Annotated in this window: 27 protein-coding genes; 1 reads left to right on the plus strand and 26 read right to left on the minus strand. The window is 64.8% G+C overall.

The window, feature by feature from the left end:
* Positions 1-465: 465 nt before the first annotated feature.
* Positions 466-1212 (plus strand): hypothetical protein, encoded by a 747-nt coding sequence (locus O9Z63_RS08245; protein ID WP_270128821.1) that lies wholly within the window; start codon positions 466-468, stop codon positions 1210-1212.
* Between the two features lie 196 nt (positions 1213-1408).
* Here O9Z63_RS08245 and O9Z63_RS08250 read toward each other — a convergent pair whose 3' ends face one another.
* The 26 genes from O9Z63_RS08250 to O9Z63_RS08375 all read right to left on the minus strand — a co-directional run bounded on the left by O9Z63_RS08250 (position 1409) and on the right by O9Z63_RS08375 (position 26192).
* Positions 1409-1894, minus strand: coding sequence for a hypothetical protein (locus O9Z63_RS08250; protein WP_270128822.1), 486 nt, complete (start codon positions 1892-1894; stop codon positions 1409-1411).
* Between the two features lie 129 nt (positions 1895-2023).
* Positions 2024-5350 carry a phage tail tape measure protein gene (locus O9Z63_RS08255; protein WP_270128823.1) on the minus strand — a complete coding sequence of 1109 codons (3327 nt, stop codon included), beginning with the start codon at positions 5348-5350 and terminating at the stop codon, positions 2024-2026.
* A 12-nt stretch (positions 5351-5362) separates the two neighbouring features.
* Positions 5363-5803, minus strand: a complete 441-nt coding sequence (locus O9Z63_RS08260) for a hypothetical protein (protein WP_270128824.1) — start codon at positions 5801-5803, stop codon at positions 5363-5365.
* On the minus strand, positions 5800-7281 hold the full coding sequence (locus O9Z63_RS08265; RefSeq protein ID WP_270128825.1) for a hypothetical protein: 1482 nt from the start codon (positions 7279-7281) through the stop codon (positions 5800-5802). The genes O9Z63_RS08260 and O9Z63_RS08265 overlap by 4 nt, the downstream gene beginning before the upstream one ends.
* Entirely contained in the window at positions 7278-9221 is a 1944-nt protein-coding gene (locus O9Z63_RS08270) for a SprB repeat-containing protein (protein ID WP_270128826.1), read from the minus strand. The genes O9Z63_RS08265 and O9Z63_RS08270 overlap by 4 nt, the downstream gene beginning before the upstream one ends.
* Positions 9222-9224: 3 nt before the next feature.
* Positions 9225-9770, minus strand: a complete 546-nt coding sequence (locus tag O9Z63_RS08275; protein WP_270128827.1) for a hypothetical protein — start codon at positions 9768-9770, stop codon at positions 9225-9227.
* Positions 9770-10579, minus strand: a complete 810-nt coding sequence (locus O9Z63_RS08280) for a hypothetical protein (protein ID WP_270128828.1) — start codon at positions 10577-10579, stop codon at positions 9770-9772. The genes O9Z63_RS08275 and O9Z63_RS08280 overlap by 1 nt, the downstream gene beginning before the upstream one ends.
* A gap of 128 nt (positions 10580-10707) precedes the next feature.
* Positions 10708-11007, minus strand: a complete 300-nt coding sequence (locus O9Z63_RS08285) for a hypothetical protein (protein ID WP_270128829.1) — start codon at positions 11005-11007, stop codon at positions 10708-10710.
* A 26-nt stretch (positions 11008-11033) separates the two neighbouring features.
* Entirely contained in the window at positions 11034-11405 is a 372-nt protein-coding gene (locus O9Z63_RS08290) for a hypothetical protein (RefSeq protein ID WP_270128830.1), read from the minus strand.
* Positions 11402-11842 carry a lysozyme gene (locus O9Z63_RS08295; protein ID WP_270128831.1) on the minus strand — a complete coding sequence of 147 codons (441 nt, stop codon included), beginning with the start codon at positions 11840-11842 and terminating at the stop codon, positions 11402-11404. Before O9Z63_RS08295 ends, O9Z63_RS08290 begins: the two co-directional genes overlap by 4 nt.
* 8 nt (positions 11843-11850) lie before the next feature.
* Positions 11851-12387, minus strand: coding sequence for a phage holin family protein (locus O9Z63_RS08300; protein WP_270128832.1), 537 nt, complete (start codon positions 12385-12387; stop codon positions 11851-11853).
* The gene (locus O9Z63_RS08305; protein WP_270128833.1) at positions 12387-13403 is read right to left on the minus strand and encodes a DUF6712 family protein; all 1017 of its coding nucleotides are present in this window, start codon (positions 13401-13403) and stop codon (positions 12387-12389) included. Before O9Z63_RS08305 ends, O9Z63_RS08300 begins: the two co-directional genes overlap by 1 nt.
* A complete protein-coding gene (locus O9Z63_RS08310) occupies positions 13387-14793 on the minus strand; it encodes a hypothetical protein (RefSeq protein WP_270128834.1) in 1407 nt (468 codons plus the stop codon). Before O9Z63_RS08310 ends, O9Z63_RS08305 begins: the two co-directional genes overlap by 17 nt.
* Positions 14794-15153, minus strand: coding sequence for a hypothetical protein (locus tag O9Z63_RS08315; RefSeq protein ID WP_270128835.1), 360 nt, complete (start codon positions 15151-15153; stop codon positions 14794-14796).
* A 349-nt stretch (positions 15154-15502) separates the two neighbouring features.
* The gene (locus O9Z63_RS08320; RefSeq protein ID WP_270128836.1) at positions 15503-17161 is read right to left on the minus strand and encodes a hypothetical protein; all 1659 of its coding nucleotides are present in this window, start codon (positions 17159-17161) and stop codon (positions 15503-15505) included.
* On the minus strand, positions 17148-17840 hold the full coding sequence (locus O9Z63_RS08325; RefSeq protein WP_270128837.1) for a hypothetical protein: 693 nt from the start codon (positions 17838-17840) through the stop codon (positions 17148-17150). The genes O9Z63_RS08320 and O9Z63_RS08325 overlap by 14 nt, the downstream gene beginning before the upstream one ends.
* Before the next feature lie 11 nt (positions 17841-17851).
* Positions 17852-18460: a hypothetical protein gene (locus O9Z63_RS08330; protein ID WP_270128838.1), complete on the minus strand. Its 609-nt coding sequence runs from the start codon at positions 18458-18460 to the stop codon at positions 17852-17854.
* Positions 18461-18565: 105 nt separating this feature from the next.
* Entirely contained in the window at positions 18566-18796 is a 231-nt protein-coding gene (locus O9Z63_RS08335; protein ID WP_270128839.1) for a hypothetical protein, read from the minus strand.
* 2 nt (positions 18797-18798) lie between these two features.
* Entirely contained in the window at positions 18799-19347 is a 549-nt protein-coding gene (locus tag O9Z63_RS08340) for a hypothetical protein (protein ID WP_270128840.1), read from the minus strand.
* Between the two features lie 54 nt (positions 19348-19401).
* Positions 19402-19743: a hypothetical protein gene (locus tag O9Z63_RS08345; RefSeq protein WP_270128841.1), complete on the minus strand. Its 342-nt coding sequence runs from the start codon at positions 19741-19743 to the stop codon at positions 19402-19404.
* 93 nt (positions 19744-19836) lie between these two features.
* A complete protein-coding gene (locus O9Z63_RS08350) occupies positions 19837-20796 on the minus strand; it encodes a hypothetical protein (RefSeq protein ID WP_270128842.1) in 960 nt (319 codons plus the stop codon).
* Positions 20797-20848: 52 nt separating this feature from the next.
* Positions 20849-22216 (minus strand): S49 family peptidase, encoded by a 1368-nt coding sequence (locus O9Z63_RS08355; RefSeq protein ID WP_270128843.1) that lies wholly within the window; start codon positions 22214-22216, stop codon positions 20849-20851.
* Between the two features lie 138 nt (positions 22217-22354).
* Entirely contained in the window at positions 22355-22906 is a 552-nt protein-coding gene (locus tag O9Z63_RS08360) for a hypothetical protein (RefSeq protein ID WP_270128844.1), read from the minus strand.
* Positions 22899-24887, minus strand: coding sequence for a hypothetical protein (locus O9Z63_RS08365; RefSeq protein WP_270128845.1), 1989 nt, complete (start codon positions 24885-24887; stop codon positions 22899-22901). The genes O9Z63_RS08360 and O9Z63_RS08365 overlap by 8 nt, the downstream gene beginning before the upstream one ends.
* Positions 24887-25537 (minus strand): hypothetical protein, encoded by a 651-nt coding sequence (locus tag O9Z63_RS08370; protein WP_270128846.1) that lies wholly within the window; start codon positions 25535-25537, stop codon positions 24887-24889. The genes O9Z63_RS08365 and O9Z63_RS08370 overlap by 1 nt, the downstream gene beginning before the upstream one ends.
* Complete coding sequence (locus O9Z63_RS08375) at positions 25518-26192, minus strand: hypothetical protein (protein ID WP_270128847.1); 675 nt, start codon at positions 26190-26192, stop codon at positions 25518-25520. The genes O9Z63_RS08370 and O9Z63_RS08375 overlap by 20 nt, the downstream gene beginning before the upstream one ends.
* Positions 26193-26217: the final 25 nt, after the last annotated feature.

Raw genomic sequence — 26217 nt, forward strand, 5'->3', positions numbered from 1 at the left:
GAGCGAATTCACAGGCTGGCACGGCAACTCGTCCTTTCCACAAGTCAGGCAGTTCAAATAAACGGTGGGATTCCTTAGTGTACTATATTATCCGTTTTCTAAGAGCACTACTTAACGCGGAGAGCATCAAAAAGGGTGGAGTAGTCAGATACGTGGCTACGGGCAAGGGTTGCAGGTATGAGGGTATTCGTCCTGCTTGTGCCTGCAGTGATTGGAGCATGAAGGTGCCCCGCCCTTTTTAATGCTCTCTAAAATCAACTACTATATGTGAGCGCCCGGGGCTAGGCTGGTATTAACCTCCATTCGCTGCCGAGCGTAGAGGACAGAAATTCGCCGCTTCGCAATAAGCTACTCACGCTCTTGCCCCTCGACGTAGCCTTTCGCCGCACATCCACACGCTCACTGCGCAAGCATTTGTCAAGCGGTTGGGGCTCAGCCATTATCCACTGTTTTTCTATTATGACCATGAAATGCTCTTCTTTTTTGACAGTTGGAGCACTACTCCTCACTGCTTTGCACCTGCAGGCCCAGCCGTCGCCGGAACTGACCATGGAAATCTACAACAGCAATATCCAGGTCATTACCAGCGGGATTATCAATAAGTCGATGCTGGACAAAGCCATGGAGCGCAACGGCAATGCCATCGGCACCCGGAGCAAGGCTAGTGCCAACACCCGCTCGACGAGCACCACAGGTAGCACCGCTTACACCTCTACACCCAGCCTGCGCCAGCAAACGGTGCAGAGCTACGTCAGCCGCCTGAAAAGCAGCGACCCGGGAGGCGCGCAGGTGGTGAATACGGCCTTCGGTCCCGGTAAGTACGACTATGGGCAGGTATACCGCACCATTCTTGCTGGCACCGGCTTGCGCGACAATGATGCCGCCGACGCGCTAGCGGCGTATATGCTGATGGGCTACGCCATCGTGCATAACATACAGGATGGCAGGGCGATTACGGTGCCGATGGCCCGTAGCGTGCGGGCGCAGGTAGCGCCACTGCTGGCGGTCAACACCCTAGCCCGCAACCGCGCCGCGCAGGTGGGCGAGGAAATGAAGCTGCAAACCGTCATCGTGCAGGGGGGCTGGCAGTCGGCTCTGAAGCAAGGCAAGCTGCCAGCCTACCAGCAAGGCATCGGAAACCTGTTCAAGACGCAATACGGCCTGGATTTACGTGCGCTGAAATTGACCAGCCAGGGGTTTGCCCAGCGGTAGCCTCGGCCGGGCTGCTTCTTTACCGAACCACTCAGCCTGACCATCCTGGGGCTCTATGGCTATTGGCTGATACTATAAACGGCATGTTCAAAACACCTCATGCAAACGCCCCCGAAAAACCGTGTTTTCGGGGGCGTTTGCGTGGGTAGCAAACCCGTTCAGAATTGAGTTCTAATCTGAACAGGGAAGGCTACCGCTAGAATTGCACTTCGGTAAAAATGCCGTCTGTAATCGTTGAGTAGGGACCAGGGATGGAACTGCTGTTCGCCTTTACCTGCCCGGTGAAACTACCGGAAAACTTTCCTTCACTTGTTTCCATCAGCGTGAAGCTCTTACCCGCAAAATTGTAAGGTGAGGCGTTGCCACCGCTGTAGACCGATAGCCGGCTGAGCAGGTAGGTATTGGCCGGGGAGCCGGGTACTTTATACAGGTGTAGAACCAACCGCTGAACTGCGCCAGCCGGCCTAGGGGGCGCTAGGTTAAGGTCAAGAAAATCGTAGGCGTTAGAGCCAATACTGCCCGCGCTGCGCGTCACTTTCGCCTGGCAGCTGATGGCAACCCCATCCAGCGCAAAGCTGCCGGTATTAGGGGCGGGGGATACGTCCTCCTTCTTGGAGCAGGCCAGGCAGCTCATCAGCAAAGCGGTGGCCACGAAGGGAGTAGTGAATAAGCGTACGCTCATAACGAGTTGGGTTACTAGCTGCTGGCAAGCAGCCCTTATGAATTGGTAGGAATTAGCCGCATAAAGTGCAGGCGCGCTTAAACAAGACGCTGATTTGCAGTTTACAAAAACTAGGCCGAACGCCCCGGCTTACCGGATTTCAGCCGCCTTCCGGGTTTGCTCCCGCTCCTCGAGCGTTTGCTCCAGCGGCTGCACCTCCAAGTACACGGCCAGTTCCCGCTGCCACTGCTCGACGCCCTGCAGGCGCGAGTCGAGCCGGCCGAGCACCTGCACCAGCAGCTGGTCGGCGCCGGCGCCGGTGGTCGCGGCCACGCTGGCCGGCGCCACGTCGGCCGAGGTGGGCCCGCCGTCGAGGTAGCCGCGCAGCCGCTTCTGCTCCAGAAACTCCTCGATGCGCACCACCTGCGGATCGGCCCGCATCCACTCGGGTATCACGTACTCGTTCTCGTGCACCACGCCGGCCACCGCGTAGCCTTCGGCATCGAGCAGCTTCCCGTTAGCTCCGATCTGGAACCCAGACAGGGCCAGCGGCGACTCGGCCGCGGCGGCCGTGCCGGTGGCGCCGCCCTTGCGGAACCCGATGCCCATGATTTTGGCGGCCGCCACACCGGCACCCACCGTCGAGGCGATGTTGGCCCCCACGGTGTAGGCCACGCCCAGCGGCACGGTGAACGGCGGGGCCGAGGCCGAGATCTTCGCGCCGGCCTCGGCGTTGGCCGCCCACTGCTTGGGTACGCTCATGGCAATTTCGGCCAGCGCCAGGCTCTTCTGCAGCGCCATGGCCGCTTTATAGAAGAGGGACTTCTTATTTAGGTTGGAGAGAACCAGGTTCATCTCCTCCGACTCCATCAGCCGGCGGGCCTGACTGATGGCCTGCTCTACCTGGGCCGTCGATTTTTGCCTGGCCGTATACTCAGCCTGACCCTGGTTCTTTTCGGCCAGCAGTTTCTTGTACTCGTCGGACTCCTCGCCGCTTTTCTGCTTGACCAGCTCCAGCTCCCGCTCCATCGCGGCCTGCTTGACGGCAAACACCGCGTCCTGGTAGGCCTGCTCGCTGAGCACGCCCTCGGCCAGCTGCAGTTCCAGCTCGGAGAGGCGCACGCCCTTGTCCGCCTCGGTCTGGGCAATCTGCTTGTCGAGAGTCTCCTGCCGGCGCTTCTCGTCCTCCTCCTCAAACTTACCCTGTAGCTCGCGCAAACTCAGGTCGCGCTCGGCCACGATGGCTTTCACCTGGTCGGAGTAGTCGAGTTCCAGCCCGGTCAGCTTATTGACTTGGGCCGTGGCGGCCTCGAAGAGCTTCTGGCGCTGCTGCTCGCGCCGCTGCTGCTCGTCGTTGTAGCTGCTCACATCGCGGGCCGCCCGGAGCATATCCCGACTATCGAGCACCACCAGCTCGTCCTGCACAAACCGTTTCAGGTCGTTGAGGCGCTCCTGGTCGGCTTTGTCCTGCGCCGCTTTCCTTTCCTTCCGCTCTTTCTCGCGGGCGGCCTGAGCGTCTTTGGCCGCTTTGTCGCGTTGCTCCTGGGTGGTGCCGTCGCCGCCGGCGCCGGGCCTGGTGCCTGGCTCCCCGCCCGAAACCTTGGCAGTGGCCGTTGCTGCGGGCCGGCCGGCCCGGGCGGCGTCGAAGGCGTTGAGGTAGGCGCGGCCGGCGGCCCCGCCGATGGTGGCCAGCTCCTGGCCGGCGGCGGTGAAATCACCGCGCAGCACGGCCCGCCAGGCCTTGCCCACCTGCCCGAAGCTGGCCTGCGCGGCCGCGCTGAAGCCTTCGAAGAACGCCGGCGAGTCGCGCAGCATGTCGAACAGCAGCCGCAGCGGGGCAATCATGACCAGCACGGCCGCCTTGGCCGGCTCCGACTGCTTCACCCACTCGATCAGCCCCTTGGCCATCTGACCGAAGCCTTCGTACACCAGGCGCGTGGGCGTGAACAGCAGGCGCAGCACCGTGCCTAGCCCGTTGGCAATGTCCCTGGCCAGGCTGCCTTCCTTGCTCACGAAGCCCATGCTCTCGCCCAACTCCAGCAGCTCCTGCCAGATCTGCTGAATCGGCGCGTAGAGTTCCCGGAACGTAGCCCCCAGCGACACCAGCAGCGTGTAGAGAAACGTCATGCCCTCGTTGGCCAGCACCTGCAGGCTGTTGCCGGTGCCCTCGAACTGCTTGGCCAGCTCGTTCTGCGCGCCGGCCAGCTCCTTCTGCGAGGCGAGCAGCGCCTGCTGCTGCTGCACGTAGGGGTTGGTGGAGTCCACCAGCTCGTCCACGCCCTTGGTCACGTTCTTCAGCGACTGGATATAGGCCAGGCCCGCGTCCTCGCCCGGCCCGCCGAACACGTCGGCAATGACGGTTTGCAGCTGGTTGGCGGGAATTTTCGTCTCGTCCATCTGCTGGGCCACGCGCTGCAGGGCCTGGGCCGAAGTGATGCTGCCGTCGTTAATGCCCTTGAATAGCTTATGGGTGAACTCCGTACCAAAGGCCGCCTCCATGGCGTCACTGGTCGACTTGGTCTGCTCACTGATGCGCAGGCCGAACTCCTTGATCAGGTCGGCACCCTTGTCGCTGAACACGCCGGTGGTGATGGACTGCGAAATCATCCCGACCGCCTCGTTGGCGCTCAGACCCACCGCCTTGAACTGGGGGCCGTACTCCTTTACTTGGTCGAGGAACTCGCCCGACGCATCAGCGCCGGCAATGAAGCCCTGCTCAATCAGCCGCAGCGACTCCTGCTGGCTGATGCCCATCTGCTTGCTGAGCGCGTTGCTGGCCACCAGCACCTCGTTGTATTCCTTGCCGAAGGCCTGCGACACGGCCCGCACCCCCACCGTGAGCTGATCCAGCTCCGCACCACTGGCCCCGGTGAGCGAGTTGATGTCGGCGCGCATCTTGCCCAACTCCTTGGTGGTGGCAATCACCTCCGCCCCCAGCTCCTTGATCATATCCAGGGCGGCCTCGGCCGTGACGGCCACGCCGGCGAAGGCCAGCGCGTCCTTGAAGGTGAGGCCCTGGTCGGTGGCCTCCCCCATTTCCTTTTTTACGCCCTCGATGCGCTCCTGCAGGGCCCGGTAATCGGCTAGCAGTTTGGCCCGGCCGGGGTCGTCGCCACTCAGCTCGTGCAGCTCCCGCTCCAGCTGGGTGGCGGCCGCCTTCATCTGGTTGAAGGTGGCCTCTACTTTCTGGCCGTTGAGCACCACCTCGCGGTTTTCGGCCACCAGCTTACTATGTGCGGCAGCCAGTTCCTCTTCGGTTTGGATGACCGTGCGCATCTCGGCGCGGGTAGCCGTGAGCCGCTGATTCAGCCGGGCAAAATCATCCTGGAGTTTGGCCCGGTTTGGGTCATCCTCCGCCATTTTATCCAGTTGATTCTTCAGCACGGCCAGCCCAGCGCCCATTTCCTTGGCGCTGGCCGTGGCCTGCATGGCATCAACGACGATGCGTACTTTCCGTTCTTCGCTATTCTCAGCCATCGGGGGCGTTGATTAAAAGTTTACTACTACATCCTCGGTCGGCAGCACGTCGCTGACCTGGCTGAGGAGAATGGTGCTGTGCAGCTCCGACATGAGCTCCGAAAGGCGCTTGGTCTGATAGGCCAGCGTTTTGCCCAGCCACTTCTTGGCTTTCCGCTCCCGGCGTTTGAGCTGGCCGCGGCTGTTGCGCAGGCGGTCGTAGCCGTCGTCGCCGCGGCGCACGCCCAGCCCCATGCCGCGGCCCACGCCCATGTCGACGAACTTGCCATACAAGGCGTAGCTAAGCTGCAGCTGCAGCCGACCACTGGCGGCGCCGATCACCTGCTTTTTAAAGCTGGCCATCAGCGCCCCGGTCTGCTTGATGCGCAGCTTGCGCATGTTGCGGATAAAGCTCTCGACGGTAAAATCCAGCCACTTGCGGGCCATTTCCAGTTCTTGCTCGTCGAGGTTCATCGGCGGATGGGTCGGTAGGTGAAGCGGGCGGATTCGAGGCGGCGGGCGGTGCTCACGCTCACGCTCACTTTCTCCCACAGGTACTTGCGGCCCCCGACCAGCTCCTTGCGCAGCGGGTCGAGGCTGAGCAGATCGGCCACCCGGAAGACCATAGTGCGCTCCTCGCGGCTGGCCCGATCCAGAAACTCCAGCCAGGCCTGGTAGCTCACCGCGTAGAGGCCATCAGCCCCGGGCCAGCGCAGAGCCGGCAGCCCGGCGCCCCCCGGGCTGGCACTGGTGGCCAGCGGGTAGGTGCTGCCCTGGTAGGTGCTCAGGCCCCGGTCGTAGAGCAGGCGCAGGCCGGCGCGGCTGTCCTCGCCCGCCTCGAACGCCGGCGAGGCGCCCTTGGCCAGCACTGCCGGTACCAGGCGCCGGGAGTTGTCGCTGGCATCGGCCACCTCCAGCACGTGCAGCGTGCCGGCCAGGGTATCGATGGTGGTTTTGCCGTTGCCCACCCGCAGCTGGGCCCAGCTGGTGTCGCGGGTTTTGTTGAGCTCGTCATCTTCCAGCCCCATTTTCAGCAGGAAGCCGCCGTACTCGGCCGGCACGCTGCGCGCCGGGCCACCGGTGCGCTCCACGTAGGCCTGGTCGGCTACCACGTCGCGCAGGCGCACGATGCGCACCTCAGGGCGCACCGGGTGGAAGTCGAAGCCCAGGCCAAAGAGCTTCTGCAGGCTCACCAGCAACTCGCCCACGCCCAGATCGGGCACGTGCTGATTCAGGGCAAAGTCGGCCGGCAGTTGCGGCAGCGTGTCAGTCGGCGCGGCCAGCACCTCCACGGCCCGGTCGGAGTAGCACACCAGGTCAGCCGCGTCGGTGAGCCACTCGCCCGAGACGCGGTAACCCAGCGCCCCGAACACGCGCTCGAGCAGCGGCACCAGCCGCAGAAACGGCACGATAGGAAACTGCCAGGTGCCGCCGGTGGCGTTGAGGCGGTAAGCCCCGTTGCGGTAGTCATTAATAAAGCCCGCACCCATGGTAAAGCTGTCGTTTTTCGCATAAAACTGCGGATTGTGGTGCATCGGCAGCGCGTAGAGCTCCGCGTCCGGGCGCAGTTCCAGCGCCGTCCGGCCCAGCTCGAGCTGGCGCAGGGTGCGGCCGTCGATGCGGGCCTGCAGGTCGGCGGCGCCGGCGGCGAAGGTGTACTGCCAGGTGCGCTTCTGTTCGTCGCAGTCCTTGTAGACCAGGCTGCCCTGCCGCCAGAGCACGCCGTCCAGCACCAGGCCGTAGGGCTCGGGCGCAATCCGCTCGCCCTGGGCGGCGCGCACGTGCGGAAAGTTTAGCTGACGTAGGTTGCCAGGCGTCCAGGGGATGGAAAACGTGTAGCTGGTGGTGCCGGGCACGGCATCGAACTTGAACAGCGGGTTCTGGATTTCCAGGCTGATGGTGGTGCCGGCGGCCAGATCCAGGCCACCATCACGGTTGACAAGGGCCATCATAGCGCGCCGGAATCAGGGCCCACGGCCGCCGGGGCAGCCGGCGGCAGGTAGGGCGTAAACTGCCGCTCGGCGGGCAGCACAAACTCCACTTCCAGCGTGGGCACGCGCTTGCCCTCGTCGAGCACGTTCACCGTTTTGGTTTTCACGTAGCCGGCCAGCCAGCGGCCGGCGTTGAGCAGCAGCACTCTGCGGCTGAGCAGCAGCTCCTGCAAACCCAGGTGCTCGGCCCGGCCCAGGTGCACGCCCGAGGCCAGCTTGAGCACCGGCCGCAACTCGCGCTCCAGCACGGCCGTGTCGCCGCGCAGCGGATCGTAGTCGAGCGGGAGTTGCACCTCTACCTGGTCGCCGGTCACTTCCGCGTCCTGCTGGGCCTCGCCTCTGGCCACGAACGTATTCATGCCGCCGAGCGAGTTGGCGTAGAGCAGGTAGCGGCACGTGGCCGGCGGCAGCCGGTCCAGGTGGTAGCGGCGCACCTCGCTCAGGCGCCGGCCGTCGTCGTCCACCACCGACACCTGCCAGCTCACGACCTTATCCCGCCGCTCGGCCGGCAGCCGCGCCAGGTTCAGCTGCCCGAAGCCGACGCCAAAGCAGAACACCTCGAACTGCCGGACGCCTTCCAGCTCACCCAGCGGCAGCACCTGGCTGGTGTTGTCGTCGAAGCGCAGCTCGGCCAGCATACGCACGCTCGGCGTGGGGGCCAGGGCCTGGAAGTATAGGAACTCGGGCTGCCCGGCAAACACCCACTTGTCGTTCGGCTCCCAGGTCAGGAACGGTTTGTGGCGGGGCTGGTAGTCGTCGAACCAGGTGCGGGCCTGCGCCTCGGTGAAGCTGAGCCCGCCGAGTAGCACGTAATGCTGCTCGGCCCCGGTGCTGGGCCCTTTCACGGGCGGATTGCCCGCCACCTGGGCGTGGCGCAGGAAAAACCGCTTGAACAGGGCCGTGGCCCGCTCGGCCACCGGGCCGGCCGGGGCCGGCACGTGGTAGTCAAGGTAGGGCGCCAGCAGCTCCTGCACCTGAAAGCTGGTGCGGCCGTCGCGGTCGGCCGGCTGCTCGAGCTCCGTGCCCACAGCCGTGAACTCCTCGCTCAGGTACTGCTGCTCGACCAGCACCTGACACGTGAAGGTGAGCTCCGGCAGGCTCGTCGGGTCGGCCCGGTAGGCGTCGCCGGCGTCGAGGCGCAACGGGATGGGGTTGCGGGAGAAGTAGTAGCTCAGGCGCGAGAAGTTCACGCTCACTTCCGCCGAGCAGCCCAGCGCGTCAACAATGGCGCACACGTGGGTGCCGTCCTGCAGGTCGGTGCGCGTGGCCAGCGTGCTGCCGTCGCTCCACAGGTAGGTGAACGGGGCCGTGCCCCCGCTGGCCACCAGCGTCACCTGCGTGTCGCGCCGCTCAACCAGCACGTTGATGCGCGCGTTCTGCTCGGCCTGCAGGGCGATGGTGCACGCGGCGCCGGTGGCGTCTTCCGTCACCGTCACGCTGTAGCGGCCGGCCGGCACCAGGCCCCGCTGCAGCGTTGTGCTGCCGTCCTCCCACAGGTAGCTGAACGGGCCCGTGATGCTGCCGCTCGTGAGCAGCTGCAGCTCGCCGGTACTGGCTCCGAAACAGATGGTCGTGAGCTTGGTCAGGCGCAGCACCAGCGTGCGCACGCCGGCCGCGCCGTCGTGGAAGTAGCCGGTGTAGGTGGCGGCCGCGCCCTCGACGCCGGGCACGCCAAAGACCAGCTCGCTCAGCGGCTTGCTGTAGTCTTCCGGCGGCTGCTCACCGGTGCTCTGGTCGACCGTGTAGCTGGCGTAGAGCGGAAACGGGGTGTACACCACCGCCAGCGACACCGTATCAAACTCCCAGGCCGCGGCGCCCAGGTAGTAGCCGTAGGCCTGGTCGTAATCCCGGTCGCCCCAGGTGCCGTTCGGGGCCCATTCTTTTTTCAGTAAAACGCGCATGAGTTAAATCGAAAAAGCCGCCGGATTGTAGGCCAGCGCGGCCGAGGCCGGGTTGGTGAAGTCGAAGTCGAAGCGGGTGCCGTACCAGGTGCCGTCGCCGATGGGGCCGATGGTATCGGAGCTGATCGACTTCTCATCGAGGCGCACCTTCACCTGGCCGCTGAGCTGGTGCAGCACGGCCGCCAGGATCTGCTCGCCGGTCTGCTCGGTGGCATCGATGGCGGCTTCCACCTGGTCTTCGGTGAAGTTTTTGGGCAGCTTCTCGAACACGTAGAAGGCCCCGGAGCGGCGGCGCTGCTTGTTGTCGCCGCCGTTGTCGAGGTACTGCGTGTGGCAACTCTCGACGACCAGCATCTGGCTGGTGGAGCCCGGCGCGTAGTGGCGGCCGAGCTGCGTCTGGGCCATCTCGGCCAGATCCACCTGCTTTTGAAACGGGTCGATGCTGACCACCACCCGGGCGAAGCGCGAAACCTGCGGCGAGTGCTGAATCTTGTGGTGGCGCGTGGCCAGGTCGCGAAACAAGGCGACGTACTGCGAGTGCCGGAGCATTAGCGGGTGGATTTGTGGTGGCGGGCCACCTTGGCCCGGTCGTTCATTTCCGCCAGGATGGTGCGCACGTGCTGGCCGGCGGTCTGCTCGAGCGGCCCGAAGGCGCCGCCCGAAAGCTGCCGCAGCACCCGGCCCCAGTCGGCCGATTCCTGCCGGCTGCCGGCGGCCGCCTCGGTGGCCACGTCGAACACGTCGGGGTACTCAGCCACCAGCTGCTGCCGGCAGCCACGGTACCAGAGCAGAATGCTGAGCCGGTCCACGTCGGGCACCTGGTGCATGTAGCGGGCGAAGTAGCCCACGTTGTGCTCATTGAACCGCTGCCGGGCGTCGCCGCTCCAGTCCGGATGGCCCGGGCGCAGGCCCTTGTCCGTGCGCATGGGCCGGTAGAGCGCGGCCAGGAAGTGGTCGAAGGCCTCGGCCGACTGCCGCTTGGCGTACAGGCAGAAGTAGGTATCGGCGAAGATAAACTCGCCGAAGTGCACGCCGCTGAGCGCGTCACCCGGGCCGGCCAGCGTGAGCGGCCGGGGCGTGGCCACCCGTAGCTCGGGCAGCAGCTGGCGCGTGAGCGGGTGCTCGTCGGAAAACAGAAAGTCGGTGAGGCTGTAGAGCTGCCTGACTTGCACCTCCGGCAGTTCGATAAGTAGCTCCAGCGGCGCGCCGCTCACTACGCTCAGCAGCCGCAGCTTAGCCGGCCAGAACTGCTCCGGGCCGTAGAGCACGGCCACCACGCCGGCGAGCTGGGCGCGGGTGAGTTCGTTCCAGGTGCTGGCCGGCGCGAAGTGCCGGCCCCAGATGTCGAGTCGTTCCATGCAGCAAAACTGCCGCCGGCTGCCTCGGAGGAAAAGGACACAAAAAAGCCCCGCTGGTGAGGCGGGGCTCCAAGTTGCACTAGGGTTCTGCCTTCTACCCACACACGGGTTTAGACGGGGCAAACCTACTAAGCGGCTTCCAGTTCGTCAACTCGCTGCTCCAGGCCGGCTACCACCTGCAGCAACTGCTGCTCCAGGTTGCTCAGCGGCGTGAGGGCAAACAAATCGTAAGCAGTCAGAATGGCCAGCCCCTCCCCCGTTCCCACGTACACCGGGGCTGCTTTCGGCAGGCGCGGCGGTGGCTCCGAAGCCGGCTCCTGCGAGGCCGCTGCCTCACTGGGTTGCCACTGGAAACCGTCGCCGGTCCCGTTGGGGTCATAATCTGTTTTCCGGCCGAAGCCGATGGGACGTTGGGGTGTTTTTTCCATGCGCAGCAGGGTTGTAAAGTATAGCACTAGCGCCAGGGTTTGAGCCAAAGTACCAGGCCGGCTAGGGCCACGAGGACGGCCGCCGTGCTCAGCTGCCGGCCGGTGATGCCGTGCTGCACCACCACGTCCGAGTCCGTGTTGCCCACGTTTTTGAGCTTGAGCTTGCCCCGGGCCGGCGCGCCAACATTGGCCAGCGCCTGCGTCTGGGCATCGGTCCAGCGCTGCACCTGCCGGGGCGAGGCCTGCGCCGGTGGCGGCACCAGGTAGGCCGGCAGCGCGGCCAGTGCCCGGAGCGAGTCGGGGTTGGGCGCGCGCACCAGCTCGGGCAGCGGGCGCAGGCTGGCGCAGCCGGTGGCCAGGCTCAGCAGCGCCCCGCAGTAAAGCAGCCGCCCGCTCATGGCTTGAGGAATAAGGCGGCCTCGCGCAGCCGGCGCGCTTCAATGGCGGCGCTGAGCTTGCCGTTCACGTTGCGCCAGATGCGGAAGTAGTTCCGGAGCGCAGCCGGGTCGCGGACGGCCGTCGTGTTGACGTAGCGCACCAAACTGGACTTGGCCAGCGCCGCCTCGCCCAGGTTGAAGGCAAACGACACCAGGGCGTTGAACTGGTTCTGGGTGAGCGGCACGGTCACGGCGCGGTTGACGGCCGCCTCGAAGCGCGCCAGGTCTTTGCTGAGCAGCATCTGGCTCTGCTCCCGGGTGATGGTCATGCGGGCCACCACGTCGGGCCCGGTGTGGCCCACGCCGATGGTGGCCACGCCGGCCGCGCATAGGTACGTTTTCAGCACTTCGCCTTCTTCCTTCGTGATAAAGGCCCGACCGGCAGCGTCGGTTTTCATGTTCACACTCATAGTGCAGGGGGTATGGTGCCCTCAGCGGGCTCCGTGGATGGATCAGGTTCCGGGGCGGCAGGCAACTCGTCTGGGGGCGTCTTGCTGCGGAACTGGCCGGTTTCCTCCCAGTCGGTCATGCCGCGGCGCAGGAACTTGGGCAGCGGCAGGCCCAGGCCGCCAAGCCCGCGCAGGTTTTCGTCGATGCTCTTGGTTTCGATCAGCAGGATGAAGAAGTAGATGGCGCCCTTCACCCCGAAGGCCATGTACTCGGCCCAGGGAAACTTGCTGCCGTCAACCTCGATGTTGCAGAACACGTGGGCCACGACGATGCCCACGCCGTAGTCGCGCAGCTTGGTGAACATCTGGCGCATTCCCCGTGAGTGGAAGCGGCCCTGCCGGAAGCTGCGGGCCATGCCCAGGCCGGTGTCGAGCAGGAACAGCACCATGAGAAAGGCCAGCGCATTCCAGTCGTTGAAAATGTATTTCTCGAACAGATGCCACGCTTTTTCCAGCATGAAGTGCACTTGTGGAGGCAGGACTATGGAGAGCATTAGCAGAAGCGGATAACCTTGGATTCAGCCGTATTGAGCGCCACGACCGGCGTGGCAGGCGCCCGGTAAGGACCGAGCGTGAAGTAGGTGGCGTACCTGGTAGCGGAGGCCGTGCGGTTCAGGAACTGCCGCATCTTCTCCAGCCGGATGTCGGCCGCGCGCTGGGCCTCGAAGGCCCGGGCGGCCAGCAGCTGGTCGAGGCCGGCATCGGCTTCCTTGCTGTTGGAGTCGTCCAGGCGGGCCACCATCAGCTCAATGCCGTCGCCGGTCAGCCGCAACCCCAGCTCGGGCACAGCCCTAGCCAGCGTCAGGCTGGCCAGCGCCGGCCGCACGAACTGCTCGAGCAGCTCTTCGTTTTCGGCCGTCAGAGTGCGGGTGCGGACCTGCTCACGCAGTTCGCTCAGGAAGTCGTAGCCCAGCTGCGGCTCGAGAATGAACAGCTCCTGCGTGCTGATCAGCGGCCGCAGGGCCTCGAACACCGGCCACGACTCCTGAATGTTCTCGAAGCGCGAGAACTCCACGGCCGACACCAGCAACTGCCGGCGGTAGAGCTGCCCGGGGCCCGCGGCCCAGGCCTGCAGCTCCGGCGTGGTGGCGCGGCTGCTTTCCAGCCACTCGAGTAGCGCGTTCATATCCTGGTAGCCCTTGCGGCTGAGCGTGCGGCGCAGGGCCGTAATCTGCCATTGGAAGGCCGTTTTCTGCGTTTCCGTGCTCACGATGTGGATGCCCGTATCGCCGAGGCTCACCTGCAGCTCGTCCAGGGCGCCGGCCATGGCCAGGCGCGCCAGCGGGGCCTGCACCCGGGCCAGCAGCTGGCCGGCCGGCGTCTGGTCGGTGGCCGCGGCGCCGGCGGCATACTGCGCATCCAGCCAGTGCAGCAGCGTGGCCCCGAGCACCGGCAGCAGCAGCTGGCCCCGCAGGCGCTCCTGCTCGCGCTGCACCGGCTCGGGCACCACGCTCGTATCCACGCTCACGTAGCGGCGCAGCTCTTCACTCGTTTTAAGCAGGCTCAGCATCGTCGGATTGACCGCCGGTGGCGGTGGAAGTGTTGGATTTGGACACGTCAGCCGTCTGGGCCAGCGGATTGAGGAAGCGGAACTCCAGCTCGGCGGGCCAGCCGTTGTAGTCGCGCACCAGGTAGAGCGGCTCGAGAATCAAATCCTGGTGGAAGCGGTGAGTGCTGATGAAGTTGTTGAAGGCGATGCGCTTGTCGGAGCCTGAGCCGGCGCCCATGCCCTTGCCGGGCGAGATGCCCACCAGCGTCGGGTCCACGCTCAGCGAGGTGTAGATGTGGCTGCTGGCCTCCTGCGAGTCCTCGATGTGCAGGCCACTCTTCACTTTGTCGTCAATGGCCGTCACCTTGAAGGCCGACACGCTCTCGCCGGTGCGTGGATCCTGCACCGACACCGACAGGATGGACTTGCCGGCGCCGGCGGCCCCGGTCATGGTCTTCTCGAAGTCGGCCAGCTCGTCGCCGATGATCTGCCGGCGCTGCTCGGTCACTTTCGTGTCCCAGTCGGGGTATTTCCACTTCCAGTACCGCTCGTCCGTCTCGATCAGGTACTTGATGCTAAGCTGATTCCTGAACATGGCCGCCTTGAACTCGGGAATGGCCTGGGCTACGTCCAGCCAGCCCGAGCGGCGGATGCTGTTCCAGCTGGCCAGCTGGTAGAGGGCCTTGCCCGGGCTCGGCAGCGCCAGCGGATACACGTACTTGAAGCCCCGCGTATCGGCCTTGAGGGCCTCCACCGGCTCGTAGTAGGGGTCGAGCACCGGCACTGAGGTGGTGAACTCGTCGCCGGGCTTGGCCTCGGGCCAGTTGGCCGAGATGTGCACCAGCTCCGGCACGGCCTGGCCAGCCTTGGGCACCGAGTAGCGGCAGAAGGCCGTGTCCTGGGTGGTGAGGGTGGTGAGCTTCTGCCGGTTGAGCGAAAGAATCAGCTCCGGGTAGCTCTGGCCGAAGGTGAACAGGTTCTGCAGGCCCTCGTAGGCGTAGCGCGGGATGTTGCTGCGCCGGAAAAAGGCCTCCACGTCGGGCAGCCGCACCCGCTCGAAGAGTTCGTTACCGGCCTTGTCAAAGCCCGTGACGCGGCCGTAGACCACGCCCCCGCCGTACACGGCGCGGGTTTTCCATTCCAGCACGCTGGGCAGGATCGTATTCGATTCCAGCGACTTGAGCACCTGCTGCGGGAAGTCGTTGGCCTCGCCCCACAGGGCCACGTCGCCGCTCTGGCCTTTCTCCACCGGCGAGCTGGGCGCGGCCCCATCCTGGGTGGCCGCGTTGCCGCTGCTGCCAGCGCTGCCACCGCCGGCGGCGGCCGAAAACGCGCCGTTCAGGCGCACAATGGAACCGGTGCCGGGCGAGTACGCCAGGTGGCCGGCGGAGCTGAATAGAAGCTGTTTCATTTATAGGATGACTTTGCGGCCGGCCACGGCCACCAGCAGATAGATGTGCACCTTCACCAGCTTGCCAGTGCTAGTATCCACCAGGTTGCGGGTGGCGTTGGCGTAGTGGTCGGGGTTGCAGGCAATGCGGGCCACGGTGGTCAGGTCGGCGTCCGGCTCACCGGTGAGCACCGGCACCGGCGGCGCGGCCTGACGCTTACCGGAGCCGATACCGGAGCCGAGGCGGGCGGCCGCTAGCTCCCGGAACTCGCCGCCGGTGCCGCGGCGCCTATCGCACGTGACGAAGCGCACAGCTACGGGCGTGCCGCTTTCCAGCAAAGCCAGCGCGTCCTTCAGCCGAATGGTTACGGGTGTTTCCATGGGGCAAATCTGCCGCGCCGGCCGGCCCACCAAAAGGACACAAAACCGCCTTAGTTGCCCCGAAAACGCACAAAAAGCCAATCTCACAGCGTTTTGCCCCTGCGCGCTGCAAACGCCGTTTTTGGGCGCTTTGAGCGTTTTACAGTCTCACCAGTCCAGCGCGATGCCCCGGCTTGCACTGTCGCCTGCCGGCAGCTGCCGGGGGCCGCCTCGGTGATATCTGTGGGGCCGACTCGCGTGAACATCACGCACCAGAGGACACGAAAAAGCCCCAACGCAGGCGGCGTTGGGGCTTTTGCATAGTGACTGAGCACCGACCGGGACCGAGGCAGGCCCTGGCAGGCGTTGATCAGACCACTAGCAGGGCACTGAAGTCGGGCGTGGTCATGACCACGTCGGTCCCAACGTAGAGCATGTGCAGATCCACCGTGTCGGTGAAGTGGGTGGCGTGCTCCTGCGGGAAGCTCTCCTTCCGTTCACTGGTCTTGATCTTGCTGATGTTGCCCTTGCTGTCCTGCCCCACTGGGGCCAGCAGCATGGCCTGCACCACGTCCTTGGTGTTGACCTTGTTGAAGCGCAGGCGGTAACGGCGTGGATCCTTCTCCTCGAGCACCTCCTGCCCTACCAGGTAGCGCGTGGGATGCCCGGGCACACGTCCCAGGTTAGCCCGAGTGATGCGCCAACCACGTGACTGCAGCACCTTGATGAAGGTTTCGTTGAGGGTCCAGGGGCTGTTGGGGTTGCGGTTGTTGCCCCACTCGGCGTCCTCCAGGAAGATGAACTCCTTGCGCAGCTGATGCTGGTAGTAGTCGCAGAAGGCCTGGGCCAGGTCGCTGACCATCTGGGGGTGCTTGACATACATACCCTTCAGCAGGCGGTATTCGCGCACGTCCTCGTGCTTCTGGCCCAGGGTGAGCACCGAAATCTTCCCGCCCCAGTCCACGGCCCCTACGATGGGCAAATGGCTGCGGCAGTCAGCGTCCATGCGACTGTCCGGGCTACTGAGCTTTTTGAGGTTGTACTCCAGCCCCAGGATATAATCGTCATTGTCGGCCTCCACCACGTGGCGGGCCTGGTGGAGTTTGGGATAGAACCCGCCCTCCACGGTCGTCGGCCGCCGGTTCATGATTTCAATCATGAACGTGAAGTCAGTCATGAAGCGGCGCTGATCCAGCAGGTACTGAAGGCCCAGGTTCTGGATGTTATCGAAGGCGTTGGCCTCCGAGTAGAACGTGCCTTTGGTGGCCGCACTCGGGAAGTAGCGCACCTCCAGCATGAGCTTGACCACCTGCTCGCGCCAGATATGCAGCCGCTCCTCGTCGGTGGTGGCGTCGATGAAGCGCACCTGCGCCGCAATCAGCTCGTTTTGGCGCTGATTGAGGTCGATACCGTCGTTTTCGTAGTACTTGGCCTTGTCCAGCAGCCAGCGGCCCTGGTCGCCCCAGGGCATGGAGCTGAAGAGAAACACGCCGTGGTGCTTCGGGTTTTTGCCGAAATACTGGCCGTTGCCGCGGTTGGTGGCCGACAAGTCGGCATCGAGCTTCTCTTTGTTGAAGAGCAGCGCCTCGTCGCCGATAAAGCCGTCCACGTTCAGGCCCCGGGAGGCCGAGCCACCGGCATCAAGCGAGACCAGGTGAAACCCGGTCCCGTTGCGGAAAATGATGAAGTGGTCGTAGCTGAGCGGGCCTTGGATGGGCCTATCGAACAGCTTCGAGGGCGCCGGGCGCCGGCCCACGTAGAAGTCGCGGTCCAGCTTGTAGCCCAGCGCCTCCAGGCCCGCAATCGTCGAGGGCAGCGTGCGCGTGAGCACCTGCTTGTAGGTCGAGCCCACGATGACCCAGCAGCTGCGGGGCATGGTCTGCACGATTTCGTGGATGTCCCACGAAATCACGGTCGACTTGCCCGTACCGCGGCCCCAGATGCTGACGCCCTCCTTTTTGGCCTTGGCCGTGACGTAGCGCAGCTGCGGCTGGTTGAAGCTGAGCTTGATCTGATCAACGATGACCATCCGCTGCGCCCTCCTCGCGCCGCTCCAGCAGCAATTGCTCCATCTGCTGGGCCCCGAACACCTGCTGCTGCACGGCGTCCTGAATCAGCTCGTAATCGGCGTCCTGGATGCTTTCCGGGTCCATGAGGTTAATGGTGCGCGGCTTGCGGCCCTCCACCGTCAGGTTGATGACATAGCTGGTGTTGCCACCGCCGGCGCCGGCCGCTTCCTCCGCGCCGCCCGAGTCGGGCCGCAGCAGCCCGGCTACGCTCGCCTCGAACTTCATGGCCGCCAGCGCCGCCCGGGTGTCGGGTGGCCGCTGCGTCAGGGCCAGCTGCAGAATCTTGCGGGCAAACTCCATCAAAATGGCCTTGCGGCCCTCCTTGCGGACTTTCTTCAGGTCGCCCATCAGGTTCTGGGCATCGGCCAGGCGCCGGTAGCACGTCGCGCGGCTGATGCCGAACTGCTTGGCCAGCAGCGGCCAGGCCTGGTCGAAGGTGTGGTAGTTACTGAGCAGCGCGTAGGCCGCCTCGATCTGCTGGTTGACCAGCTTATCGGCCGGCGAGAGTGCCGCCAGGCCCGGCCCCTCGCCGTTGGCCTCGGCGATGCTGGCGGCGTAGATGCGCTCGACGGCCGTCGACTTGTGCAGGATGACGTCCGAGGCCCCGGGCAGCTGCTTGGGTAGTAGCGATGTGGACATGGGCAAGTAGATTAGCGAAGCGGGAGTTTTTCCCGAATCAGGTGGATCTGCGCCTCCAGACCCGGCAGCTCGGCGGCCCGCTCGGGCCGGCGGCGCACCTTGGCCCGCAGGCTGATCAGATTATCCAGGCGCCGGTGCAGCTCGCCGGCGTCGGTCACGTCCTGGGTGGCCACCGGGCCGGGCAGCCGGCCATGCGCCAGCACGTGCTGCTCGGCCGAGAGCAGCTGCCGCACCTGGTCAGTGAGCTGACAGATGCGGTGGGCCAGTTTGTTGCGGTTAGCTAGGCGCAGGCCGGGCGTCGTGAGCTGCGCATGCGCGTGGCTGCGCTCGTCGCGGGCCGCCTTGAGCTGCGTCCGGACGCTGGCCAGCACGGCCAGGTCAGGGGCTGGCTGATTGGTTGTTGGTTGTTGGTTGTCGGCTACAGGCGCCGGGACCGACTCCTGCACCGGGCCGGCCAGCAGCTGCAGCTGCGCCACCAGCACCTGGCGGCTGTACCCGGTCTCGCCCAGGGCGAAGAGTTGCTGGTACACGGCACTGCCACCCAATTGCGCATATAGCGCCACGCCGGCGGCGAAGTCGGCCGGCGCGGCCAGCCATGCGAGGAGTTCACCCTGTTTCATGACCCAAAACTGCCGCCGGCTGCCATGGCGAAAAAGGACGCAAAAAAGGCCCCAGCCATGCGGCTGAGGCCTTTCCCCTCACTTGCCCGTTCTCTCACCTCCGGGTTACTTGCTCACCGCTGGTGCCGCTCTCTTCTGCTTCTGCTTCTTCAGCACCAGATAGGTGAATGTGGGGTCCTGCACCAACTCATCGGCCTCCGCAACCGTGATGCGCGTGAGGTCGACGCGGCGGCCGAGTCGCTGGAGGTCGATAACACCAGGCGTGCGAGTGGCGGTGTACTTCTCGGCGACTTCCGGCCGCAGCATGAGCTGGCGAGGATCCTGCTTTTTAGCCATCGTTAGGCAACGGGCTTGTAATCGATATTGCCGCGGTACAGCTTCAGGCCGGTGGAATAGGCCTCACCCTTCACCATGGTACCACGGCGGCCCGAGTTGAGCTTGCCCGAGTCGTAGCTGGGCAGCAGCTCTACCGGCAGGCCTTCGGCACCCACCTGGATGTATTCGCCATCGGCATCGGGCACCAGCATGATGCCGCCGATGTTTTTCACCAGGTTCAGGAATTCCAGGCTCTCGGGCTTATTGCCGGGGTGGAACCCTTCGAAGTTGATCTTCAGGCCGCGGCCGTCCCGCTCACCCACGATGTCCGCCTTCAGCTGGTTGGAGTCGACGGTGATGTAGAGTTTCAGGAAGCCGTAGCCGTCCTTGAACACGTGGTCGGTGGCAATGATGGCCGAGGTGCCGGCTGTGGCCTGCGCAGCCGAATACTTCGGTGCCTTGGCAATGGTCGTGAACCACGCCTCCGGGGCGAACAGCACGTAGCCGAGCAAGCCGGGCGTGTTGTCCTCACCGGCGGGGCCGTCCAGGTTTTTAAGTTTGGCTAAATCCATCAGAATGGGACTCTAGTCGGTGTGTAATGGGTAAATGGCTACTGTTGAGCAGAACTATTCGGCGGCGGCCTCTTCCTTGGTGATGAGCACCAGAAGGCCGCTCTTCGAGTCCACCAGAAGTTTGAGGGCCTCCGGGTTTTTCTCCAGCTCTTCGGCCTTCACCAGCTCGCCCTTGATGCGGAACTGCTTGCCCAGCACGCGGTACTGCTTGTCCTCGTGGGTCACCACAATGGCGTCACTGGCCGCAGCTGCCGTCTCGGCCTTTTTCAGGGCGGCGGCCTGGCCGGCAATGACAATGTTGGCGGCATCCAGCTCGCCCTGCAGGCGGGTATTCTCGGTTGTCAGCGACTCAATCGTGGGCTGGCGGGTTTCGGATTTGTTGGTTTCCTTGGCCATGACGTGGCGGGGGTGAAATCGGTAGTTGAACGATGATTTACTGGGTGTCAGCAAGGGCCGGCCCCACCTGGGGCCGGCCCTTGCTCACGTGGCTTATACCAGCTCCTGGTCGTTGGTGAAGACGATTTCCGGGATGATGAAGCCGATGCCCATGCTGAAGTCGGTGAAGAACTTGAGCAAGCGGTCCACGCTCTCCACCTGCACCTTCGTCTGGTTCTGGATGCGCTTGCGCAGCATCACGGCGTTGCCCTTGGGCGTGCACCAGATCTTCTGCGTGTTGCGGTGCGAGGGCAGCGGCTGCAGGGTGATGTTGGTGTTGTTCACCGTCAGGCCCAGGGCCCCACCACCGGTGTTTTTGCCATACTTGCGCTCCTGGCCCCGCAGGAACTGGCGGGCAACCGTTTCCGAGCAGCCCAGCATCATGGGAATGTTCCAGTAGTCCTTGTGGATGCCGTCCACGAAGGCCTCGAACTGGTCTACCAGCGCCAGCGGATCCGTCAGCTCCAGCGCGCCGGTCACGATGGGCTCGATGCGGCCGACCGTGATTTGAGTGTTGATGGTGTGTTTCAGACCGTTGAGCGACGTGCCAGCGGCACCGGGCTGGCCCGGGGTGGGAGCCACATACTTGCCCTGGAAGATTTCGTTGAACTCGATGTCCTGCTTGATCTGCGGAATCAGGTACACTTCCACATACCAGCGCACGAAGGGCCAGGTCTTGCGGTCAATATCCTCGCCGTCGAGGAAGCCCAACCAGCTCGATTCCAGGTCGTCAGGATACTCCTGCGCGTCCACCTTCATCTTGAAGAGTTTGATTTCCAGCGGCGTGAAGGTCACGCCCGACAGGGGCGTAAAGCCGTTCTGGAAAGGCTGTACCACGCGGGTGAACAGTGCCTTAGCAGCCCGCCACACGGTTTCGTCCGTGTTGATGGGCGTGAACATGCTCTCGGTGGTGGTGGCCGAACGCAACAGCGTGTACAGGCGCGACAGGTTCTGGCCCTGGTTGAGGTAGTAGGCGCCGAACTGAGCAACTACGTCAGCAATTTGTAAAGCCATTAGAGTGGGCTTAAATGGGTGAAAAACTCGTTTTTATGGGCGATTGAACCGCTTAGCCCTCGCCCAGCATTTTGGCGTGCAGCGCGTCCACCGTCTTCTGATGGTCGTTGGCACTGGCCTCCCCTTCCACGTCGTTCTTTTCCTTCGACTTGCGGGGATTGGTCACGGTAGCGCCAGGCTGCTCAGCAAGCCGTTCCATCTCGGCCTCGGCCTCGCCAGCACGCTTTTCAGCAGCTGCTACAGCGTCCTCGGCCGTCTTCTGGGCGGCTTTGGCGTCGGTGGCTTCCTTCTGTGCGGTGGCCACGGCGGCCTCGGCCGTGTCGGTGCGGCCGGCCTTGGCCACCAGCTCCGTGTAGGCGGCCTCGCTCACGAGGGCCACGCCAGTGATGCCAGCCTCTTCGAGCTGGTCGTTGGCAGCCTCAACCAACGGGGTGGTCACGGCGGCGCCAGTCAGGCCTGCCAGAGCGGTCAGGGCCGAGAATTTGTTCTTTCCGAACATGGTATTTGCAGTTGAATTGGTGGCATTTTTGGGAGTACTGCCGCCGTTCTCGGCGGCATTCCGGACCATGTCCAGGGCCAGCTGCACGGCATCCTCGAAGGTGCCCATGCGGTCGGCCAGGCCGTTTTGCACGTTGGCCTCCCCGATGTAGACCATGCCGCTGAGCAGCTCGTCCTCCAGCTTCGAATCGAGCTTGCCGGCGCGGTTCTGGCGCACGGTGTCCAGGAACACTTCGTTGAGCGGATCCAGCAGCTGCTGGCGAATGGGCTTGTAGTTGCCCTTCACGGCCTGCTCGAAGGCCGCATTCTTGTTGGTGGACTTGGTGGCGGCGATGTCGTGGTCGACGACGCCGGCGGCGGCCATGGCGTTGGAGTAGTCGCGGAAGCTGACCTTCGTGCCGATGGAGCCGAGCATGGCCGTGCGGCCCCCCACGACGATGCCGCCGTTGGCCCCGGAGCCGGCCCAATAGCCGGCCGAGCACATCTGCTGGGCGTAACTCACGAAGGGCTTCTGGGTGCCGGCGATGATGCTGGCAAAGGTTTCCAGGCCGCTCGTCGAGCCGCCGGGCGTGTTGAAGCGGCCCACGTGCGCCACGATGCTCTCGTGCGCGTCGGCCTGCTGAATCAGCCGGCCGAGGCTCTGCGTGCCGAGGCTCCAGCACGTGTCGGCCTCCATCATCACGCCCTCAATAGTGTGCACCGCTACTGAGCCGGCCGGCACGTCGGCCAGCGACTCGTAGCCCATCAAACCCAGCTCGGCCGCGTGCGGCACAAACACCTGGATGGCCCGCGACGACTCCGGCAGCTCCCCTTCCACCCAGTCGGAGGCGCGGAACTTGCCCTCGCGCATCTGCTCGGCAATGGGCAGATACGTATGAATGGCAGAGCCTTCCAGCAGGAAGAAGCCATTGAGCACAGCCATAAGGAGCGGGTGTACGCGCATCAGTTTCAGGGTTGAAGTGATGCAAAGCTGCCGGCGCCACAGTCCGGCAGAAAGGACACAAAAAACCCCCGACCGGGTGGGTCGGGGGCGTGACAGTGTAAGGCGGCAGCAGTAGTGCTAGCGCAGCACGTAATTCTCTGCGCCGGCTCGCATGGTCCAGGCGCATTGACCGTAGCTCATATAGCCGCCAGCCCACAACTCTGCATAAGCGGGTGCCTGCTGCAGCGTGTACACCAGTTCGCCGTTCCGCAGCCACTCCACCCGGTCCGGGTAGATATTGATGTGGAACACGTCCGATGGGTTCCAGCCACCGCCGGGATAGCCGGAGCCGGAGCCCTCCACGAAAACCATCCAGGTGGTGGCCGAGTCCACGTAGATGCCATACCGCACGTTGGCGAAGGCCGCATACGAGTCGGAATACCAGCCGGCAATGCCGTAATCGAAGATTGGGTTGTGCTGCAGTTCCAGGCTGGCGCGGCCTGGGAGCACAGCCTTTTTGGTCCCGAGGCCGTACGCATACGCCCCGGTCGAGGTGAGCGTGCCGGTGGCCAGGTCCTGCGTGGTGGCGTTCAGGTCGCGATAGGTCACGAATTCCAGCACCGGCCCACCGCCTGCCGGGGGCGGGTAAAATGCATTGCGGTTGGCCTGTAGAAACTGCAGCTTAGGCATAAGAGAGAATCACGTTGGAAGCGTTGGCCGGCGTAACCGGATTGGTTTTCACGAGCAGGGCCACACCAGTCGCGTACTGCGCGTTGCCGGCAGCCGGCAACGCGGCCTGCGCCTCGGCCAGCGCGTTCAGGTCGGCCGTACCGGTCCAGGTGCCGGTGCTGAAGGTGGCCACCTGGTAGGCCACGCTGGCCGCGTTGTCGTCGAGCAGCATACTCAGCAGCGTGATGTGGCTGGTGAGGCGGATACGGCGCACGCGCAGGCCGTTCGTGCTGCCGATGTGCAACTCGCTTGGCCCGCTGGCTCCGCTGGTGTTCTCATTCACGACCGTCAGCTGAGCGGAGATGGCACCCGTTACCTTACCCCCGTTGCGCAGGAGGACTGTGCCCGCCGTGCCGCCGATGCTCTTTATCGTTGCGTTGTCGAGGATGAGCGTGCCCCCGGTCAGGTACGCGCCCGGCGCGCTGGTGCTGGTGTTATCGTACACGCCATCGGCCAGCGTTACCTCGCCGCTGCTCATGTACACGATTTCGGACAGGGCAAAGCCCAGGCCGGTGAACAGACTGCCACCTTCAATGCGGATTTTGGCGGTGCCTGCGCAGTCGACCAGGCGGTGGTAGCTCTGCTCGATGACGGCATCCGACTTGATCAGCGCTTGCGCGGAGCCGCTCAGCACGAAACCCTTCGAGCCGCCGAGCCGCACCGGCCCAGCGACGTGGCGGAAGATGGCCGTGCCACTGAGCACGGCTACCGTATTGTTCGTCGAGTCGCCTCGCAACAGGCCCGAATGCGTGAGCCGGCCGGCCGACATGCTAACGGCCGTGCCCGCGTTCGGATACAGCGCCTTTTCCACTACGATATCAGAGCCGGCGCCAGTCACGGAAATAGCACCGCCGCCGTAACGGCCCTCGGGACTGTTGCCCACTACTTTGCAGGTAATGATGGTGAGGCCGTCGTCGGTGAGCAGGTTCCAGTTCACCATCCGCCCCCCCGTGGCGTAGGTCACGCCGCCTTTGAGCGTGAGTACCGGCACCGGCGCCGTACCTATGGCCTCCACCGTGTCGCCGTAATCGGCCAGGGCGTTGGCCGCGGCCAGCGTACTGTAGAAACGAGGAGCCCCGTTGGGCCAGATCAGCCGGGCCTGACTGGTGACGGCCGCCGTGGCCGTGGCCAGTTCCTGCTGCAGCGCCGTCTCCAGATGCCGGCGCAGCACATTAGCAGCGCGGATATGGTCGCTGCCGATTGAGCCGGCGGCTAAGCTGCCGTATACCTGCCCTTCCACCTCATCCAGCATCAACTGGCTTTCCGGGTGCATGGCGGCAGCCAGCGCGGCTGGCGAGAAGCCTGCCCCGCCCGGCAGACTCGACACGAGCGGGGCCAGCGGCAGGTAGTTCGGATCATCGGCCTCGCCCGTGGGCACCGGGTTCAGGATGCCGGCCCCGGGCAGGGGCAGGTCGCGGCGGGCCTGCAGCGGAATGGTCTGGCCGTCCTCGAACTGGTACTTGAACGCGTCGCCGGCCTTGACCGGGTAGTCCTCCAGCTGCAGCCAGGGCAGGAACTCGGGCCGGGCGCTGGGGTCGCCCACCGGCAGCCAGCGCACCCGCACCCGGGCAGAGCTCTTCACGCTCACGTAGGCCCAGAGCGGGCCGGTGGAGTCCCGGCGCAGGATGAACTCGGCCTCGCCGGCCTCGACGCCGCTGGCCGCGGAAGCCGAGTCGGTGGCGTTGGCCACCAGCGCCGCCTGGCCCACCACCGTGATGCGCTGATCCACGGTGGCCAGCTCATCGAGGGTGGAAAGCAGCAAGGGCTGGCCGAGCTTGCTCCAGAGCAGAAACAGGTCGGCCAGGTCGCGGGCCTGGGCCCGCAGGTCGGCCTCGGCGATGTTGAAGGTAACGTTGTCGGCAAAAACGGCCTGGTAGCGGTTGAGAAAGCCGGCCGGCGTGAGCAGCAGCGGCGGCTGCGGGGGAATTGCGGGAAGGGCCATCAGAGGATTTGGTAAGAGAGTTTAAAGCCCGAGCGCAGCACGATGGTCTTGCCGGCCGGCACCGTGGCCAGCAGCTGGCCGGCGGCCGTGCGCAGCTGCACCGTGCCGCCGGCGCCGGGCACGAGCACCACGCCGCTTTGCTGGCCATACTCGGCCACCTGCCAGGTGCCGGTGTAGGGGCGCGCCCGGCGCAGCGCCTCACCCGACAGGCTCCACTCGTAGCCGTTGCGCTGGGTCTGCGAGCCGCTGCTGTAGCTCTCGCGCCACTGCAGCGGGTGCTCGGGCGTGCCCACGAGCTGCACCTGCCCGTTCAGGTCGCGGTACAGGGCCACGAAGCGGCCGCCCTCCATCGTTTCGAGGCCGGCAGCCAGCTCCGGCGAGTGCCGGGCCAGCTCGCCCTGCAGCTTCGGGCTGAAGCCGCTGCCGTGGCGCCCGTAGTCCTTGCCGGGCTGGGTGAAGCGCACCGAGCCGCGCACGCTCACCAGCTGGTACCAGACGGCGCCGGGCGCCAGCTCGAGCTGGGCGATGGTGAGCGGGCCGCGGTGCGGGAAGCCTACCAGGTTGCGGGCCGGCGTGTACCAGAGCGCCTCCACCCCGCCCAGGTTGTCGAGGCCGGGTTCCGGGCGCAGGTTACTGTAGCGGGGCTCCATGCTGCTGGCGGATGAAGTCGATCAGCGACGAGGGCTGCTGCATAAGTTCCTCACGCACAGCGCGGTGCTGCCCCTGCCGGGACAATTCGCCGCTTTTGTGGGACATCTTGCCGGTTTTGCGGGACAACTCGTCGGTTTTTTGGGACATTTTACCTACCGATTTATCCGCTCTTTTTTTGCGCGGCGGCAGCTTCACGTTCCGCTGCACGGCCTTGCGCAGGGTCTCGTACTGGATGTCCTCCTCGCGCAGGTCGTAGACGGCCATGAAGTCGGTGATGATTTCCTTGATGGTGCGGCGGCGCGAGGCAAACAGGCGCACCCACTCGTAGAGCGACTGGCGCAGGTTCTCGTCGACAAAGTCGTTGAAGTGAAAGATGGTGTAGTCCGTGACCTGGGTCAGGCCGAACTGGTAGGCCGGGAAGTTGCGCAGGTCCACGGTCAGCACTTGGGTGCAGTCCTCGCGCGACTCGGTGTGGTGCAGGCGGCCCTTGACCTGGCGCCGGAGCAGGTGGTAGAGCATCTTGCCGAACTGATCCGAGGTGCTGAGCACGTAGGGCTGCATCTGGTTGGTGTCGGCGTGCAGGGCCAGGCGCAGGTGCACGCTCAGGTACTTGCGCACGTGCGGCTTGAGGGGAAACTCAACGGTCTTCAGCATAGCGGGGGAAGCATAGCGGGGCTTG

The organism is Hymenobacter yonginensis (assembly GCF_027625995.1).
Classification (GTDB): Bacteria; Bacteroidota; Bacteroidia; order Cytophagales; family Hymenobacteraceae; genus Hymenobacter; species Hymenobacter yonginensis.

What these genes read in the sequence shown, in the direction of transcription:
- O9Z63_RS08250 (WP_270128822.1), bottom strand. Translation starts at nt 1,894, where the DNA reads ATGAGCGTACGCTTATTCACTACTCCCTTCGTGGCCACCGCTTTGCTG.
- O9Z63_RS08365 (WP_270128845.1), bottom strand. Translation starts at nt 24,887, where the DNA reads ATGGCCCTTCCCGCAATTCCCCCGCAGCCGCCGCTGCTGCTCACGCCG.
- O9Z63_RS08320 (WP_270128836.1), bottom strand. Translation starts at nt 17,161, where the DNA reads ATGGTCATCGTTGATCAGATCAAGCTCAGCTTCAACCAGCCGCAGCTG.
- O9Z63_RS08340 (WP_270128840.1), bottom strand. Translation starts at nt 19,347, where the DNA reads ATGGATTTAGCCAAACTTAAAAACCTGGACGGCCCCGCCGGTGAGGAC.
- O9Z63_RS08290 (WP_270128830.1), bottom strand. Translation starts at nt 11,405, where the DNA reads ATGAGCGGGCGGCTGCTTTACTGCGGGGCGCTGCTGAGCCTGGCCACC.
- O9Z63_RS08315 (WP_270128835.1), bottom strand. Translation starts at nt 15,153, where the DNA reads ATGGAAACACCCGTAACCATTCGGCTGAAGGACGCGCTGGCTTTGCTG.
- O9Z63_RS08280 (WP_270128828.1), bottom strand. Translation starts at nt 10,579, where the DNA reads ATGGAACGACTCGACATCTGGGGCCGGCACTTCGCGCCGGCCAGCACC.
- O9Z63_RS08335 (WP_270128839.1), bottom strand. Translation starts at nt 18,796, where the DNA reads ATGGCTAAAAAGCAGGATCCTCGCCAGCTCATGCTGCGGCCGGAAGTC.
- O9Z63_RS08285 (WP_270128829.1), bottom strand. Translation starts at nt 11,007, where the DNA reads ATGGAAAAAACACCCCAACGTCCCATCGGCTTCGGCCGGAAAACAGAT.
- O9Z63_RS08355 (WP_270128843.1), bottom strand. Translation starts at nt 22,216, where the DNA reads ATGGCTGTGCTCAATGGCTTCTTCCTGCTGGAAGGCTCTGCCATTCAT.
- O9Z63_RS08300 (WP_270128832.1), bottom strand. Translation starts at nt 12,387, where the DNA reads ATGCTCTCCATAGTCCTGCCTCCACAAGTGCACTTCATGCTGGAAAAA.
- O9Z63_RS08270 (WP_270128826.1), bottom strand. Translation starts at nt 9,221, where the DNA reads ATGCGCGTTTTACTGAAAAAAGAATGGGCCCCGAACGGCACCTGGGGC.
- O9Z63_RS08345 (WP_270128841.1), bottom strand. Translation starts at nt 19,743, where the DNA reads ATGGCCAAGGAAACCAACAAATCCGAAACCCGCCAGCCCACGATTGAG.
- O9Z63_RS08265 (WP_270128825.1), bottom strand. Translation starts at nt 7,281, where the DNA reads ATGATGGCCCTTGTCAACCGTGATGGTGGCCTGGATCTGGCCGCCGGC.
- O9Z63_RS08325 (WP_270128837.1), bottom strand. Translation starts at nt 17,840, where the DNA reads ATGTCCACATCGCTACTACCCAAGCAGCTGCCCGGGGCCTCGGACGTC.
- O9Z63_RS08370 (WP_270128846.1), bottom strand. Translation starts at nt 25,537, where the DNA reads ATGGAGCCCCGCTACAGTAACCTGCGCCCGGAACCCGGCCTCGACAAC.
- O9Z63_RS08375 (WP_270128847.1), bottom strand. Translation starts at nt 26,192, where the DNA reads ATGCTGAAGACCGTTGAGTTTCCCCTCAAGCCGCACGTGCGCAAGTAC.
- O9Z63_RS08255 (WP_270128823.1), bottom strand. Translation starts at nt 5,350, where the DNA reads ATGGCTGAGAATAGCGAAGAACGGAAAGTACGCATCGTCGTTGATGCC.
- O9Z63_RS08350 (WP_270128842.1), bottom strand. Translation starts at nt 20,796, where the DNA reads ATGGCTTTACAAATTGCTGACGTAGTTGCTCAGTTCGGCGCCTACTAC.
- O9Z63_RS08245 (WP_270128821.1), top strand. Translation starts at nt 466, where the DNA reads ATGAAATGCTCTTCTTTTTTGACAGTTGGAGCACTACTCCTCACTGCT.
- O9Z63_RS08275 (WP_270128827.1), bottom strand. Translation starts at nt 9,770, where the DNA reads ATGCTCCGGCACTCGCAGTACGTCGCCTTGTTTCGCGACCTGGCCACG.
- O9Z63_RS08305 (WP_270128833.1), bottom strand. Translation starts at nt 13,403, where the DNA reads ATGCTGAGCCTGCTTAAAACGAGTGAAGAGCTGCGCCGCTACGTGAGC.
- O9Z63_RS08260 (WP_270128824.1), bottom strand. Translation starts at nt 5,803, where the DNA reads ATGAACCTCGACGAGCAAGAACTGGAAATGGCCCGCAAGTGGCTGGAT.
- O9Z63_RS08310 (WP_270128834.1), bottom strand. Translation starts at nt 14,793, where the DNA reads ATGAAACAGCTTCTATTCAGCTCCGCCGGCCACCTGGCGTACTCGCCC.
- O9Z63_RS08360 (WP_270128844.1), bottom strand. Translation starts at nt 22,906, where the DNA reads ATGCCTAAGCTGCAGTTTCTACAGGCCAACCGCAATGCATTTTACCCG.
- O9Z63_RS08330 (WP_270128838.1), bottom strand. Translation starts at nt 18,460, where the DNA reads ATGAAACAGGGTGAACTCCTCGCATGGCTGGCCGCGCCGGCCGACTTC.
- O9Z63_RS08295 (WP_270128831.1), bottom strand. Translation starts at nt 11,842, where the DNA reads ATGAAAACCGACGCTGCCGGTCGGGCCTTTATCACGAAGGAAGAAGGC.